Genomic DNA, 16,133 nt, shown 5'->3' on the forward strand with positions numbered 1-16,133 from the left:
AGCATATTTCCTACTCACTATTCATGAGAGAAGTATGCTCTTTTCTAATTCTGTCGCTATTAAGTGCTCGTGACTTCTTGCTAATTACTTCTACTAATGGCTTCGCAAGATCCCTTCAAGCACATTGAACAGCAAGTCGATCTCTTCAATCGAGTTGTAATGCATACAACCAATACGCACCACGCCCTGCTCTTCAATACCCAACTGTTTCACCAAACCTAATGCGTAGAAATGTCCGTTCCACACACAGATATTATGTTCACCCAGCTTCTTGGCGATGAACTCTGGAGAATGGTTTTCAAAGGTAACCGCAAAGGTTGGCGTTCTTAGGTTCGAATCAAACTCTGTTTTCCCGTAAAGCTTTGCCCCTTCAAGATCAGACAAGCGTTTAAGGAAGTACTCACTGAGCTGGCTTTCATGCTTATTATAAAGCGCGTAGCTTTGCTCTAAACGAGAACGCAATGAGTCGGTTGGCTCACCGAATTGCGCCAAGTAATCTACCGCCGCAATCACACCTGCAAGGCCTTCAAAGCTTTGTGTTCCGGTTTCAAAACGGCCTGGGCCGATATTGGTTGCAGGCTCAACCTTGTAAGGCTTTAACGTGTGTAGCCATTGAGGTGCAACATAAGCAATGCCCACATGCGGGCCGAAGAATTTATACGCTGAACACGCTAAGAAATCACAATTCAGCTGCTGAACATCGATCAAGTGATGTGGCGCGTAATGAACGGCATCGACATAAACCTGCGCACCATGCTGATGTGCAAGCTCAATAACTTTTGCCATGTCGACAATAGAGCCAGTCGTGTTCGAAGCAAACGTCACCGCGACAAGCTTGGTTTTCTCGTTCAACAGTGACTCAAAATGCGCCATATCCAAACTGCAATCTGACTCGTCGACACGAACCTGGCGAACTATCGCGCCTTTGTCGTCTGCCGCTTGCTGCCAGCTCGATACGTTCGAGTAGTGGTCTAGCGCCGTGACGATAACTTCATCGCCCTCTTTCCAATCGCGGCTGATCGCTCGGCTAAGTTGGAAGGTCAGCGAGGTCATGTTCGCACCGAACACAACGTTGCCAGAAGACTCAGCATGGAGTAGCGCTTGTGCCGCTTCTCTCGCTTGCTGCATTAAACCTGTGGTCTTCTGGCTAGAAAAGTAATGACCGCCTAGGTTTGAATTAAAGTGCCCAAGGTATTCCGTCATGGATGCTAAAACATTTTCAGGAACCTGAGAGCCACCCGGCCCATCAAAAAAGGTCACCGGCTTACCGTTATGGTATTGGCCTAGCGCGCTAAACTGCTGGCGCACATCATTAAGAGTGAAGGACATTGCGCGCATCCTTAGCCGTTAGAACAAACACATCCATGTAACCCATCTCGTCGTGCTCTATGGTGCGAATTGGCTGTGCGTTGTGCCATAGCTTACTGTCTGCAAGCATTGCAACTTCGCCGTCTTCAAGCACTTTTCTAAAGAACGGTGCTTCATGAGAATCTTGGTACAGCATGATCTCGCCACCCACAATGTTATGACGGTTCACACCAATTAACGCGATGTGGTCGAAGCCATCTTGGTGCACGCCTTCTGGCGCAACCTGCGTCTCTTCATAAATGGCAGCGATACGAATTTGGTGGATTTCGATTTCTTGTCCGTCTTCAAGCCCGTTGGTTTCAATAAACAGTTCACACATCTCTTGCATGCCTTGGCTGCTTAGAATTGGTGCTTCAATCGGCTCGAACTGACGAACAACATCACCTTGAAAGTGATTAATGTTTTCAGACTGAACAAAGTTATGTTTGTCTAGCTCAACGACTTGTCCATTACTGAATTGAACCACCGAGTACCTTCTCAATCGAAACTGGCCATCCGCATGCTCTGTACTTGGTAGCTTAGAGAATGAAGGTGACAACTCCTCAACCGCGTGGTTACTGAGGTGGGTAATATGTAGGGTATTTTCGTGAGCATGTAACATCATCGACTCCTTAATGATTGTTAATTTACTTTCGATATTTAACGTTTTGTTTACATAAAGGATACTTGAAGATCTTGTCAAATCAACATTAAACAATCATTTATCCCGTCAGAAATAATAATTCAGATAGTAAAACTAACTTTAAATTCAAAAGCAGTGCATAACACCAGAATAAAAGATGACCAACTCTTAAAACTAGCACACTCCACTAGCTAGTTATAAATCCCTGCAAATTTAAATTTAACGATATTATAAACTAGCAAGCTATGTTTCATATTGTGTCAGCCCTTTCCCTTTAATACGCCAGCCTCCTTGCCTGAGTTCAGGCATCACACTCGCCATCATTCATTTCTATGCTTTTGCACCGCGAAATACGACCTACCTATCAATTGCCAAACTATTGATTATTTACACAACAAACTGAAATTGGTTAATTTATGAGTACGCCAGAAACCAAACGCCTTTGCTTGCGCGTCTGGAACAGGTCGAGTTCGGGGGGAACTCGGCCGCCCTCAAATAGAGTGCTTTCTAATAAAACCTACAATTATAAATGATGCGTTTATTTGGAATATGATGGTCTGCCTTTATGTCCTAACTTAGAATTCGTTAAAAATAGGCGACTATAAAGATTGGGAATGTTCTACACAAAACAGATGAGAGGGTAAGCAAGCTTGAAAGGTTGGTTGCTAAAAGAGCCACCTTTGGTGACATTTACACCAAAAGTCAAAACGAAAATAAGTTAACTAGACTTAAAACGATTCACTTAGAAAATAGGGAATTTAGCTAACACTCAATTTCACTGGACTGATTTTTAAAACCGTTCTTCGAGCGCTTCTGCTGGTACATTCGCTGGTCAGCTAAGCTCAAACACTCAGAAAAATTGACACATTCAAAACTAGATGCGCTTCCAAAACTGAGGCCAGACTGAGGCCAATCAGCACTGCGAATTTGCTCTTCCACCTGAGTCACTCTAAGCTCAATCTGAGAATAGAGAGCCTCAACTTGTTTCTCTTTATCCACTTTCAACAACCAGATAAATTCGTCGCCACCAGCTCGATAAACCATTCCAAGGTCTGTAAATTTTTCTCGCATCATGCGGCTGGTGTATTCTAAAAAGCGATCCCCTTCATCATGACCATAAGTATCATTAATCGATTTAAGGCCATCACAATCGATGAAGACGATACAATAGGAATGATGTACTAATTGTTTACTCGCATCATTAAAATCCAGCCGGTTTCCAAGCCCCGTTAAACTATCCACCCTCGACTGGATATAGGTTTTCTGATGTTGATGTTGTTGAATCCGCAACCATTCAGTCAGTGACAATAAAATGCAGGTACAATCTATTGCTAATGCAACAACAACGATGACTTCTGTCGATCTCTGAGTCGGCAATGGTGCAAAATGCGCAAAAATGTAATATACCAAAGCCGTGCCATAACAAAGACCACCGATCAAATAATATTTAGCGACAAAGTTTCGTTGATAAACCATCAATACGCCAGTCACTATCATTGTCGGCACCCAGATTGCCGCAATTAAATGGGACATAACAAAAGTCAACGAAAACGGGGCAAAGACATTAATAAACCCGATAATGACACACAGCCAACTAAAGGCCTGAAAGGTAAGATTAATACGAATAAAATGCTGCGGAAATCCAAACAATAATCTTGTGTAATAGCAAGAAAAAGCAACCGCAAACGGAAACAATACCATTCCAAAATAAACTGGGTTCCAGCTTTGGCTTGATAATAAGTACCCCCAAGCGCCTGAAGCGGCGAACCATCCCAGGCCATGTAGCCCAACATAACCAGCACAAGCCAGTGTGACTGGATGTTTAGTTTGAAAGTAACAAAAAAGAGCGAAAACTCCCAACGTTAGCATGACAGTAATAGAAGCTAATGTGAGCGTATTGTTGCGGAAAACGTGAATATAAAATGGATATTCAGGTTGAAGAGTGAAGTTAACTGCCTTTGGAAATTTCTTTGCTTCCAAGTAGAGCCAAAGTGTTCCAGATTCCTCCGCATTCAATATTAACGGGAAGCTTTGCCTATGCAGATGCAAGATACTCTTGTTACTTAATTGGCCAAAATCAAGTATTCGCCTTACTTGACCATTTGTTGATTGCCAGTACCCCCAACCTTGATCCAAATAGTTTGCACGGAGTGTAACTATTTGTTGTGACGACTTGATATCGGAGTTGGCCAAATCAACTCTCAACCCAAACGCCCCTTCACCACCAAATATCGTTTCAATCCTTGGAGAGGATTCAATGTGTTTTTTTAATATGGGAAAATCGACTGGATCAGATAACAAAGGCATTTCATACCATCTTACAGCTTCATTAGCTAACACAGATTGTTCCCCGATGACCTGCAGCGGAGAAGCAAAAACCGAATTCAGGCACACAATAAACACATTGATAAAAAGGATTAGAATCTGCATAGAGTTCAAATGATTCCGCGAAATATATAAATATCAATAATAACACATACAAAAAAATAACAACTGAGGAACACTCAACAGTTCAAGTATTAACCAACATTACACCTGTTTGTAATCATGCCGTTCATACTAAAAGTGCGTCTTGTGGTCGCTTATCTGCACGCTAATTTTGATGAATTCTTGCAGCGTCTTTTAACGCAAACTTTTTAAAATAAAACATAGGATTCAGGTTCTCTTGTTTTTCTACTCATCAATGTATACGCAAAAAAGTAAATACTGCTATAGAAACACCATGATCAAGAAGGCCCTAAAAGTGAGCAATATGCATAGCTGTTTGCAAGAGCACTTTCCTTGACTTATCGCTATTGATCTAAGACACAGGATTACAAGACCATCATTTAGTTCGGTTATGTTCTAACGTATAACGATTAATTACACTTCTGCCCTTGTTTAACCTTTTATTGCCTCCATATTTTCCATACAATCCTAAGCGATTATAAATTAAAACAAATTCAATTTCGGAGTCCTCATGAGCGACGTAAAGCACTGTAATTTATTGATTCTTGGTTCTGGCCCTGCTGGCTATACAGCTGCAGTTTACGCTGCTCGTGCAAACCTAAACCCAGTTCTGGTTACTGGTATGCAGCAAGGTGGTCAGCTTACAACCACAACAGAAGTGGAAAACTGGCCGGGTGATGCTGAAGGTTTAACGGGTCCAGCTCTAATGGATCGCATGAAAGAGCACGCAGAGCGCTTTGAAACAGAGATCCTGTTCGACCACATTAACGAAGTCGACCTTTCAAACCGCCCTTTCCGTCTTAAAGGCGATTCTGGCGAGTACACTTGTGACGCGTTGATCATCTCAACAGGTGCATCAGCTAAGTACCTAGGTTTAGAGTCTGAAGAAGCATTCAAAGGCCGCGGCGTTTCTGCTTGTGCAACGTGTGATGGTTTCTTCTATCGCAACCAGAAAGTGGCGGTAGTTGGTGGTGGTAACACCGCTGTTGAAGAAGCACTTTACCTGTCTAACATCGCATCTGAAGTTCACCTAGTTCACCGCCGTGACACGTTCCGCGCTGAAAAGATCCTAGTGAAACGTTTAATGGACAAAGTAGAGAACGGCAACATTGTTCTTCACACTGATCGCACGCTAGACGAAGTTCTGGGCGACGACATGGGCGTAACGGGCGTTCGTATTAAAGATACTCAGTCTGATAAGACAGAAGATATCGAAGTAATGGGCGCGTTCATCGCTATTGGTCACCAGCCGAACACTGAAATCTTCAAAGGCCAAGTGGATATGAAAGATGACTACATCATCGTTCAGTCTGGTCTTGAAGGTAACGCGACACAAACCAGCATCCCAGGCGTGTTCGCTGCGGGTGATGTAATGGACCACAACTACCGTCAAGCAATCACTTCTGCTGGTACAGGTTGTATGGCTGCACTGGATGCTGAACGCTTCCTAGATGGCCTTAACGATAAGTAAATCTGAGATTGCAGATTTGATTATCGGTGCTCTCGCCTCAGTAGATGCAGGGCGTCATCACATTTTGTTGTAAATCCCTAAAGCCCAGTGGTATATCCACTGGGCTTTCTTTTGTATACTACCCGCCCTCAACAAATAATAATTATCATTAAGCCTTCATAATGGATAAGAAAAAACAACGCAGCTTGAACAAGTGGCTTAAGCAACAGAGTAAGTTAGCGAAACGCTGGCTTATGATTGCGATTAGCCTTGGCGTACTTTCAAGCGTGTTTTTAATTGCTCAAGCAGCTCTTCTCGCCTCTATTCTTCACCAGTTGATCATCGAAAATGTCGATAAATCTGAACTGGTTGGTCATTTTGCTGGCTTGGCACTATCGGTCGTTGGCCGTGCGGGCTGTACATGGGGTCGTGAAATCGCAGGTTATCGCTGTGGTGAACAGATCCGTGTTTACATTAGGCAGCTCATTCTCGACAAGCTACGCGAACTTGGCCCTGCTTACATCAAAGGTAAGCCTGCCGGTGGGTGGGCAACGCTGTTGTTAGAGCAAGTTGAAGACATGCAAGACTTCTTCTCTCGTTACTTACCTCAGATGTCTTTGTCGGTAATGATTCCGTTCATTATTTTGGTCGTGGTATTCCCAGTCAACTGGGCGGCTGGCCTTATCTTCTTGCTGACTGCGCCACTGGTGCCGATGTTCATGGCACTTGTAGGTATGAAAGCGGCCGATGCAAACCGTAAAAACTTCAAAGCGCTCCAGCGTCTTTCAGGTCACTTTTACGACCGTTTACAATCCATGACAACCATTCGTCTTTTTGACCGCACTAGCGCTGAAACCGAAGTATTGAAAGGTGCATCAGAGGTGTTCAGAACGCGCACTATGGATGTATTGAAGATCGCTTTCTTGTCTTCTGCTGTGCTTGAGTTCTTCACATCTATCTCGATTGCGATGACGGCGGTTTACTTCGGTTTCACTTACATCGGCGAGCTTAACTTCGGTCACTACGGCGTTGGCATTACGCTATTCGCAGGTTTGTTTATCCTTATCTTGGCGCCAGAGTTTTACCAACCTCTGCGTGATTTAGGTACTTTCTACCATGCGAAACAACAAGCGGTTGGCGCAGCGGAAAGTATTGTCGAGTTCCTAGAAACAGACATCACTAAGGTTAAATCAGGCGACACTCAGCTCGACCCGGCTCAAGGCATCAATATTGAAGCTCAAGATCTCAAAGTGTTAAGCCCTGAAGGTGTTCAATTGGTTGGTCCTATTTCGTTCGCACTTAACACTCGACAGTCGACTGCGTTAGTTGGCCCAAGTGGTGCGGGTAAAACGAGTTTGATCAACGCTATTCTTGGTTTCATGCCTTATGAAGGAAGCTTGAAAATCAATGGCATTGAACTGCGTGACCTAGACTTAGCCTCTTGGCGTAAAACCATTAGCTGGGTTGGTCAAAACCCGTTGCTACTGCATGGCACAATTCGTGACAACGTCACCCTTGGTAAGCACGATATCACTGACCAAGTTGTCGCGAATGCACTTGAGCAGTCTTTTGCTAACGAATTCGTAAATGAGCACGGCTTGGATTATATGATCTCTGATCGCTCTGGCGGTCTGTCTGTGGGTCAGTCTCAGCGTTTAGCTCTGGCTCGCGCAATGATTCAAGACGGTCAGTTCTGGTTGCTCGATGAACCCACTGCCAGCTTAGATACTCGTAGCGAACAGTTGGTAATGAAAGGCATCAATAGCAATATCGAAAGCCGCACTGCCCTACTTGTGACGCATCAACTTGCCCCGCTTCAATCGGTCGATAACATTCTGGTTATGCGCGATGGTGGTCTGGTTGAACAAGGTCATTACTCTCAGCTTTCGACTGCGGGTGGTTTATTCGAAGAGATGCTTAACGCGAACTTAGCTCAACAAGATAATAAGGGTAATTTAGATGCGTGATTTACTGCCTTACCTGAAACTCTATAAAAAGCATTGGTTTGGCCTATCGCTAGGCATGCTATTGGCTTTTGCTACTCTGTCGGCTTCTATCGGCTTGTTAACGCTATCAGGTTGGTTTATTTCAGCTTCCGCGGTTGCTGGCCTGACGATTGCACGTGAAACCTTCAACTACATGCTACCGGGTGGTGGCGTACGTGGTTTGGCAATGAGCCGTACTGCGGGTCGTTGGGGTGAACGTGTTGTGAGCCACAATGCGACATTCAAACTGTTAACTGATTTACGTATCTTCTTCTTCAAGAAGCTGGCTCCGCTGATCCCAGGTCGTATTTCAAACCTTCGTGACGCTGACCTTCTGAACCGTTTGGTTGCTGATGTCGACGCCATGGACCACGTGTACTTGCGCTTAGTAAGCCCTGTGACGGTGGGTGTGTTCGGGATCTTCTTCCTAACTCTGTTCTTAATGTGGTTCGATAGCTCACTAGGTTTAATCTTAGGTTCTATCCTTCTTATCATGCTGTTGGTTTGGCCAATCTTGTTCTACAAGCTGGGTAAACGTAACGGTGGTGAGCTGACACAAAACAAAGCGGATCTTCGTGTCACTACGCTAGATTGGATAGAAGGCTACAGCGAACTGACTCTGTTCGGTGCTGAAGAGCGTTACCGTAATGCGATTCTAGAAACGCAACGCAAGCTGATGGCGAATCAGTTTGTGAACGCTAACCTAACCGGTATGGCGTCAGCAGCACTGATGCTGTTCAACGGTTTGACGCTTGTTCTTATGCTTTGGCTTGCGGCTGACGGTGTGGGTGGTAATGCACCAGACCCGTTCATCGCGCTAATGGCGTTCGCTACTATGGCTAGTTTTGAACTATTAATGCCAATTGCAGGTGCGTTCCAGCATTTAGGTCAAACTCTGTCTTCTGCTCGTCGCTTGAACGAAGTGATTCTGTCTGAGCCTGAAGTTCAGTTTGCTGAAGAGAAGCTCGACATCAACAAGCCACTGGATATTACGTTCTCAAACGTGACGTTCAACTACCCTGACTCTGAGCGCAGTGTTCTGAACGCTGTCGACCTAACGATCCCTGCAACGAACAAGGTTGCGATTGTGGGTCAAACGGGTTCTGGTAAATCGACTCTGATTCAGCTTCTGACTCGCTACTGGGATCCTAAGAAGGGTTACATCTCAATCGCGGGCATTGAACTGACGCAGTGGAATGAATCACAGCTTCGTGAATCAATCAGTGTGGTAAGCCAACGTGTCGACATTCTAAATGGTACTTTGCGTGACAACTTGTTGATTGCAAGACCAGAAGCGACCGATGATCACTTAGCGAATATCCTTAAAGATGTTGGCCTAGAAAAACTGCTTGAGAATAATGCACTTGATAGCTGGTTAGGTGACGGTGGTCGTCAACTGTCTGGTGGTGAGAAGCGCCGTATTGGCATCGCACGTGCGATTCTTCATGATGCCCCTATCCTGCTTCTCGATGAGCCAACAGAAGGCTTAGATAAGCAAACAGAGCAAAGCATCATGACGCTGTTCGAGAAGCACTTCGAAGGCAAGACGGTTATCTTCATTACACACCGTTTGATTGGTTTGGAATCGATGGATTCGATCGTTCTGATTGAACAAGGCGAGATTGTTGAGCACGGCTCTCACGAGACACTATTAAACGAAGAAGGACGTTACTTCCAACTTCGTCAGGCAATCTAGCTCCTTCATAAGTTATAAAGAAAACCATTCAAAGCCCGAGTTCATACTCGGGCTTTTTGTTGTCTGTAATTCTAGTATCGAGCAACCATTCCCCCTTAAACGGTTGTTCATGCGCTGATTAGTTTTGCCCTTTCCTACAAAAACTTACCATTTATAAAGCAACGAGTTGCACATAATTCAAGTCGTAGCACATTACTATGATCATCTTTCTAGGATAATACGTATCGATCAACCTCATGGAATAACCTCCCCCTAAAATAATGGAGAACAGTGTATGTCTTTACGATTAATCGCAACAACGATAGCGCTTGTAGGTGCTAGCTTTACCGCTCAAGCGAGCTCGGAATGTGAAGTATCGATTGATGCTAGTGATCAAATGAAATTTTCAACTGACACATTAAGCGTTCCAGCGAGCTGTAAAGAAGTGAAGCTGACGCTAAACCATACTGGTTCTATGCCAGCCCAATCAATGGGTCACAACGTCGTTATAACAGACACTGCGTCGCTACAAGCAGTGGGCATCGATGGTATGTCGGCAGGTATCGACAATAACTACGTAAAACCTGACGACAGCCGCGTTTACGCCTTCACTCGTGTTATCGGTGGTGGCGAGTCAACCTCAATCACTTTCAGCACAGAGAAAATGACAGCCGGTGGCGACTACTCTTTCCTATGTTCATTCCCGGGCCACTGGGCAATCATGAAGGGCAAATTTGAGTTTAAATAACTCGTTAGTCTAGATTGTACAGATACATCAAAGCCCCAACCTAGGTCGGGGCTTTGTTATATTGGCTTCGATTACAGCTTGAAGCGGCTGATTTCGCTTTCTAGCTCGTGAGACAGTTCAGAAAGCTGCGCAGCTTGCTCTGCAGCTTGGTGTGCTTCGTCTGCTAGCTCGTTAGATACGTCACGGATTCCTTCAGTGTTACGAGTAATCTCAGACGTTACTGACGCTTGCTCTTCTGCAGCAGAAGCAATCTGTGTTGCCATGTCGCTGATGCGTTCAACAGCAGCATGGATTTGCGTTAGGCTTGCAGCCGCTGAGTTCGCGTCATCAACACTGGTTTCAGCAAGAGTACGGCTATCGTTCATGATGTTAACCGCCTTGCCTGTTGTACCTTGCAGCAACTCAATCGTTTGTTGAATTTCTTGCGTTGAACCGTGTGTACGTTGGCTCAGAACTCGAACTTCATCCGCTACTACTGCGAAACCACGACCTTGCTCACCGGCACGTGCTGCTTCAATAGCGGCGTTAAGTGCAAGTAGGTTTGTTTGTTCTGCAATACCTTGAATGTTAGACAAGATAGCGTTGATGCTGTTGCCGTGCTCTTCAAGTTCTAGAATCACGTTGGTTGCGATTTGAACTTCTTGAGCCAGGTTTTGGATAGAGCTTTGAGTCTGTGTCACTTGACCAGTACCGTGCTCACACGCGCCAACCGCTTCAGATGAGTTCTGTGCAGTATGGTCTGCGTTACCTGCGATCTCTTGTGTTGCTGCAGCCATTTCGTTAACGGCTGTTGCTACCATGTTGATCTCGTCTTGTTGCATTTGGATACGAGCACTACGTTCTTCAGCTTGAGAAGCCGTTTGACGTGCTTGGTTGCCTAGCGCAGCAGATACTTCGCTTAGCTTGATCACCATGGTGTGCATGTTACCCACAAAGCGGTTGAAGTTTGCTGCAAGCTGACCAATTTCGTCGTCGCTCTTAGGCTCAAGGCGTTGAGTAAGATCGCCCTCACCTGAAGCAATTTCTTCAAGTGCTGCTGAAACGCGGTTTAGGTCGCGGAATAGGAAGCTTACTAACCAAGACACGAGTACGATTACGATGAGCGTAATAACGACAGCAGTGATGATCAGCTGAGTAAGTAGCGTTGAGTGGTTCGCTTCTTCTGTTGCTTTGTCCATCTGAACCGCGAAGATCCAGTTAGTGTTAGGCACCTTCGTGAAGTAAAGCAGCTTGTCTGCGCCGCGCTCTTTGATGATCTCGATGCTACCCGTACGCACTGCGTTTTCGATGATAGGCATAGAGATATCGTTTGAAAGCTGGCTTACCGGCTTCAAGCTTAGTGCTGAATCTGGGTGTGCTAGGAATGTGCCGTCAGAGGCATCAATTAGCATTGCGTAAGCGTTGTCACCAACATCAAGGCTGATTACATCGTTAACCAACTGGTCGATCAGTACGTCTGCACCAACAACACCAACAAGTTGGCCGTTGTGGCGAACAGGTTCTGCGATCGTTACTAGAAGTGCTTTGGTGATTGCATCTTGGTAAGCCGTAGTAATGATTTGCTTACCTGCAGCGTTTGCTTCTTGGTACCAAGGACGTTGACGAGGATCGTAATCTGCACGATTACGTTCAGGATGTGAACGGTACATTCCACCTTCTGGAGTACCTAAAAAGATATCGTCAAAGCCACCCGCTACACGAGCTTGTCTAAGGAAAGGAACAACATCATCCTCTCGTGAAAAGTCATTAAATGCTGATGCGATATCAGTACGGATATCAATCCAGTTTTTAATACCTTCAGATGCTGCTTCAGATACGCTTTCAGCTCGTAGGTATACGCCATTACGAGTCTGTTCAAATAATTGGTTTGCTGACAACCAAGTCAACGCTGTAGCCATAACGACAACAGCAGATAGGCTAGCGCCTATCAACTTCTGCTTTAGTGTTAGTTTCATGTCAAAGTTTCACGAGTGGTGGGAAATCTCGCGCATACTACCCAATATTAGTATTAAATTCGAGCGATTTTATAATTTAATATCGGAATATAATTTTAAGCAAACCATAAGCTTACCTAATGTCAATTCCTTGGCTTGTCGCCAAATTTAAGGCGGCATTATCTCTACGGTTATTAGTATTTTTATCGCACTTCACATGTTAAAAAGAGACAAGAAAACACGGTAAAGAAGAAACAAAAAAGGCAGAAGAGTTTCCTCTTCTGCCTTCATATTATTTACCACTCTACTGCGTATAAATTGCAGTAGATTTCAGCTTACAAAGCCTAGCGTTTTTCTGTACGCATACCCATTAGCAAGCTCACACACATCAGTAATAGAATGATGGTGAATGGCAATGCTGTAGAGATTGCACCCGCTTGTAGAGCTTGTACTGCTTCAGTACCACCAACCCACAATAGAGCCACAGCAATCGCACCTTCTAGGAACGCCCAGAACACACGTTGAGGCACAGGCGTATCAACTTTACCACCCGCGGTGATGCTGTCGATTACTAGAGAGCCTGAGTCAGACGATGTAATGAAGAATACTAGAACCAATACAACCGCAATGATTGAAAGCAGAGTCCCGAACGGCAGTGCATCAAACATTTGGAACATTGCTAGTGATACATCTGTTAGGCCGTCTTGACCAAGAATACCAACGTTATTCACGATTTGGTCAATCGCCATGCCACCGAATACTGACATCCAAATGATAGTCACTGTAGTCGGTACAATCAGTACTGCTGTGATGAACTCACGAACCGTACGACCTTTAGAAACACGTGCGATAAACATACCTACGAATGGAGACCATGAGATCCACCAAGCCCAGTAGAATACAGTCCAACCGTGCATCCACGTTTCATCTTCACGACCGTGAGGGTTACTCAACGGAATGATGTTTTCAATGTATGCCATCAATGTCGTTGGGATAGAACCTAAAGTCACCGCGTAGCCGATTAGAGCCACTAAGATAAGCAGTAGGAAAGCCACCAACATGTTGATGTTACTGATAACTTTAACGCCACCATCAATACCACGAAGTACTGATACTACCGCCAATAAAGTCACCGCTGTAATCACAATAACTTGCAGACCTAGGCCCGCTTCAATGCCGAATACATGCTGAATACCACTTGCCGCTTGTTGTGCACCAAGACCTAACGATGTCGCCAGACCAAATAGCGTTGCAAGTACAGCAAGAATATCAACAATGTGACCTGCCCAGCCCCAAGCTCTATCACCTAAAATTGGGTAAAAGATAGAACGGATAGAAAGAGGCAATCCCTTGTTGTAAGAGAAAAACGCAAGTGACAGTGCTACTACGCCATAAATCGCCCAAGGGTGTAGACCCCAGTGATACATGGTTGCGCCCAATGCCAGTTTTGCAGCTTCTGGTGTGTTTGGTTCAACACCTAACGGAGTTTCAAACCAACCCGTGAAGTAAGCCGCTGGCTCTGCCACACTCCAGAACATCAAGCCGATACCCATACCTGCGGCAAACAGCATCGATAGCCAAGAGAAGAATGAGTAATCTGCCGTCGCATCAACACCACCAAGGCGGATTTTGCCGTACGGAGAAACAATCAAACCTAAGCAGAAAATTACGAAAATATTACCCGACCAGATGAAAAGCCAATCAAACGAATTGATAATCTGGCCTTTAACGCCATCTAGCGCAGCCTTTGCTGAAGCGGTATCTGTAATAAGAACACCGATCAGGAACAAAGCGATAAGTCCCGCACTAATACCAAATACTGGGTTATGAACATCAAAACCCCATTTTTGGACGTTATCTTGACCGACAGTGTAATCCGTACTGTCGATACTGTATTTATCTATACCTTTAGTCATTATCCCTCTCTACGGAATTCTATTAGGGTCTATTGACCTCGTATTCCTTACTTACCTGCGACTTAATTACAAACTCGAACCTACGATCCAAGTAGTACAAGCTGTTGTCACAATAATTCAAATACTTGGATGTCTGAAGTTTAGCAGGTTAACTTGTTGTTTTCAGTAAACTAGAATCGGCTCGATGGAATTTCAAACAATATTCACGTAATTACTCAAGTTTATGACGAAAAAAAGGTCGACCCTGTCGACCTTTTTATCAAAAATACTTTTAACTCAAAGCATTTTGGTGCTTAACCAATTGATTTTCAGTTCGTAAACCTAGCAATAAGCTTAGGCACATAAGCAATAATATGAAGGCAAATGGTAGCGCCATCGATACCGTTCCAGCTTGCAGTGCTTGAATAGATTCCGTACCACCAACCCATAGTAGAACCGCTGCAATCGCGCCGCCCATCAACGCCCAAAATACACGTTGTGGAACCGGTGCATCCACTTTACCGCCAGAGGTAATGCTATCGATAACCAATGAGCCTGAATCAGAAGAGGTGATAAAGAACACCATAATCAAACCAATCGATACCACTGAAAGCACAGAGCTCATTGGCAGAGCATCGTAAGTATGGAAAAGAGAAAGTGTAATATCTTGCAGATCATTCACACCAATCTCGCCCACCTTGTTCGCCACTTGATCAATCGCGATGCCACCGAAAATAGCCATCCAGATGATGATTACTGTCGTTGGGATGAACAATACAGCAACGATGAATTCACGAATCGTTCGACCTTTAGAGATACGAGCGATGAACATGCCTACGAATGGTGACCAAGACATCCACCATGCCCAGTAGAATACCGTCCAACCTTGCATCCACGTTTCGTCATCACGACCGTGAGGATTGCTTAAGGGAATGAAGTTTTCAATGTAGCCCATTAGCGCGGTTGGGATTGCTTTAATACCCGCCATGCCACCAGCGATGGTAACGAAGATAAGTAAGCCCAAAGCAACCAGCATGTTCACATTACTCAGAAGCTTTACACCACCGTTGATGCCACGAACCACGGACATTGTCGCTAAGAAAGTAACTACAGCGATAACAATCAGCTGCATGCCAATACCGCCATCGGTACCAAATACATGGTTAATGCCACTTGTTGCTTGTTGAGCACCTAAGCCCAATGAAGTTGCAAGGCCAAATAGCGTTGCAAGCACAGCGACGATATCAACAATATGACCAAACCAACCCCAAGTTCTATCACCCAAGATAGGGTAGAAAATAGAGCGGATTGATAGAGGTAAACCTTTATTGAAGGTGAAGAAGGCAAGCGCTAGAGCAACAACCGCGTAAATCGCCCAACCGTGCAGACCCCAGTTGTAGATGGTTGCACCAAGAGCCAACTTCGCCGCTTCAGGAGAGTAAGCTTCAACACCTAGTGGTGTTTCATACCAGCCAGTGAAGTAAGCTACTGGCTCAGCAACACCCCAGAACATTAAGCCAATACCCATTCCTGCGGCGAATAACATCGACATCCAAGATAGGTTTGAGTGCTCTGCTTTGGCATCATTGCCACCAATACGTATCTTGCCATACGGGGAGACAATGAGGGCAAAACAGAAAATTACGAAGATGTTTGCTGCCCACATGAAGAAACCATCGAAGTTACCAATGACTTTCCATTTGATTCCATCAAGCGCCGCTTTTGCGGTTTCAGGGTCTGCGACTAGAAGTGCCAACAGGAAGATAATGATCGCCCCTGCACTGATTCCAAATACTGGGTTATGAACATCAAAACCCCATTTCTGAACGTTATTTTGTCCTACTGTATAATCGGTATTTTCAATACTATACCTATCTTTTACAGGCTCCATGCTTCCTCTCTAATTTGCAGCGCACAGTTTGCAACATTGCATTCGGCGCTTAAATTTCGAAAAGAAGAATATCAACCTGTCGCAAAAATACTAAAAAAACCTCCATAAAGGAGGCAT

At 44.8% G+C, this 16,133-nt stretch carries 10 protein-coding genes; 4 read left to right on the forward strand and 6 right to left on the reverse strand.

Annotated features, from left to right (window positions below):
• Positions 1–93: 93 nt before the first annotated feature.
• The 3 genes from AB6E30_RS05595 to AB6E30_RS05605 all read right to left on the reverse strand — a co-directional run bounded on the left by AB6E30_RS05595 (position 94) and on the right by AB6E30_RS05605 (position 4,420).
• Positions 94–1,329 (reverse strand): cysteine desulfurase-like protein, encoded by a 1,236-nt coding sequence (locus AB6E30_RS05595; protein WP_372102892.1) that lies wholly within the window; start codon positions 1,327–1,329, stop codon positions 94–96.
• A complete protein-coding gene (locus AB6E30_RS05600; protein ID WP_372102927.1) occupies positions 1,313–1,969 on the reverse strand; it encodes a 2OG-Fe dioxygenase family protein in 657 nt (218 codons plus the stop codon). The genes AB6E30_RS05595 and AB6E30_RS05600 overlap by 17 nt, the downstream gene beginning before the upstream one ends.
• Positions 1,970–2,752: 783 nt before the next feature.
• The gene (locus AB6E30_RS05605) at positions 2,753–4,420 is read right to left on the reverse strand and encodes a GGDEF domain-containing protein (RefSeq protein WP_372102894.1); all 1,668 of its coding nucleotides are present in this window, start codon (positions 4,418–4,420) and stop codon (positions 2,753–2,755) included.
• 529 nt (positions 4,421–4,949) lie between these two features.
• On the opposite strand from AB6E30_RS05605, the gene trxB reads away from it, so the two are divergent.
• The 4 genes from trxB (at position 4,950) to azu (ending at position 10,296) form a co-directional block, all read left to right on the forward strand.
• Positions 4,950–5,909 (forward strand): thioredoxin-disulfide reductase, encoded by a 960-nt coding sequence (gene trxB, locus AB6E30_RS05610; RefSeq protein ID WP_050052961.1) that lies wholly within the window; start codon positions 4,950–4,952, stop codon positions 5,907–5,909.
• 161 nt (positions 5,910–6,070) lie between these two features.
• Entirely contained in the window at positions 6,071–7,855 is a 1,785-nt protein-coding gene (gene cydD, locus AB6E30_RS05615) for a heme ABC transporter permease/ATP-binding protein CydD (protein ID WP_372102896.1), read from the forward strand.
• On the forward strand, positions 7,848–9,569 hold the full coding sequence (gene cydC, locus AB6E30_RS05620) for a heme ABC transporter ATP-binding protein/permease CydC (RefSeq protein ID WP_102393407.1): 1,722 nt from the start codon (positions 7,848–7,850) through the stop codon (positions 9,567–9,569). The genes cydD and cydC overlap by 8 nt, the downstream gene beginning before the upstream one ends.
• Before the next feature lie 274 nt (positions 9,570–9,843).
• Complete coding sequence (azu, locus tag AB6E30_RS05625) at positions 9,844–10,296, forward strand: azurin (RefSeq protein WP_017063577.1); 453 nt, start codon at positions 9,844–9,846, stop codon at positions 10,294–10,296.
• 71 nt (positions 10,297–10,367) lie between these two features.
• On the opposite strand, the gene AB6E30_RS05630 is transcribed toward azu, so the two are convergent.
• The 3 genes from AB6E30_RS05630 to AB6E30_RS05640 form a co-directional block, all read right to left on the reverse strand.
• Positions 10,368–12,251, reverse strand: coding sequence for a methyl-accepting chemotaxis protein (locus tag AB6E30_RS05630; protein ID WP_017070254.1), 1,884 nt, complete (start codon positions 12,249–12,251; stop codon positions 10,368–10,370).
• 323 nt (positions 12,252–12,574) lie between these two features.
• The gene (locus tag AB6E30_RS05635; RefSeq protein ID WP_017060963.1) at positions 12,575–14,146 is read right to left on the reverse strand and encodes a BCCT family transporter; all 1,572 of its coding nucleotides are present in this window, start codon (positions 14,144–14,146) and stop codon (positions 12,575–12,577) included.
• A 271-nt stretch (positions 14,147–14,417) separates the two neighbouring features.
• Complete coding sequence (locus AB6E30_RS05640; RefSeq protein WP_372102898.1) at positions 14,418–16,016, reverse strand: BCCT family transporter; 1,599 nt, start codon at positions 16,014–16,016, stop codon at positions 14,418–14,420.
• Positions 16,017–16,133 lie beyond the last annotated feature (117 nt).

The organism is Vibrio sp. 10N.247.311.12, assembly GCF_041467515.1.
Lineage (GTDB): Bacteria > Pseudomonadota > Gammaproteobacteria > Enterobacterales > Vibrionaceae > Vibrio > Vibrio crassostreae_C.

What these genes read in the sequence shown, in the direction of transcription:
- AB6E30_RS05595 (WP_372102892.1), bottom strand. Translation starts at nt 1,329, where the DNA reads ATGTCCTTCACTCTTAATGATGTGCGCCAGCAGTTTAGCGCGCTAGGC.
- AB6E30_RS05635 (WP_017060963.1), bottom strand. Translation starts at nt 14,146, where the DNA reads ATGACTAAAGGTATAGATAAATACAGTATCGACAGTACGGATTACACT.
- cydD (WP_372102896.1), top strand. Translation starts at nt 6,071, where the DNA reads ATGGATAAGAAAAAACAACGCAGCTTGAACAAGTGGCTTAAGCAACAG.
- AB6E30_RS05640 (WP_372102898.1), bottom strand. Translation starts at nt 16,016, where the DNA reads ATGGAGCCTGTAAAAGATAGGTATAGTATTGAAAATACCGATTATACA.
- AB6E30_RS05600 (WP_372102927.1), bottom strand. Translation starts at nt 1,969, where the DNA reads ATGTTACATGCTCACGAAAATACCCTACATATTACCCACCTCAGTAAC.
- AB6E30_RS05605 (WP_372102894.1), bottom strand. Translation starts at nt 4,420, where the DNA reads ATGCAGATTCTAATCCTTTTTATCAATGTGTTTATTGTGTGCCTGAAT.
- cydC (WP_102393407.1), top strand. Translation starts at nt 7,848, where the DNA reads ATGCGTGATTTACTGCCTTACCTGAAACTCTATAAAAAGCATTGGTTT.
- trxB (WP_050052961.1), top strand. Translation starts at nt 4,950, where the DNA reads ATGAGCGACGTAAAGCACTGTAATTTATTGATTCTTGGTTCTGGCCCT.
- AB6E30_RS05630 (WP_017070254.1), bottom strand. Translation starts at nt 12,251, where the DNA reads ATGAAACTAACACTAAAGCAGAAGTTGATAGGCGCTAGCCTATCTGCT.
- azu (WP_017063577.1), top strand. Translation starts at nt 9,844, where the DNA reads ATGTCTTTACGATTAATCGCAACAACGATAGCGCTTGTAGGTGCTAGC.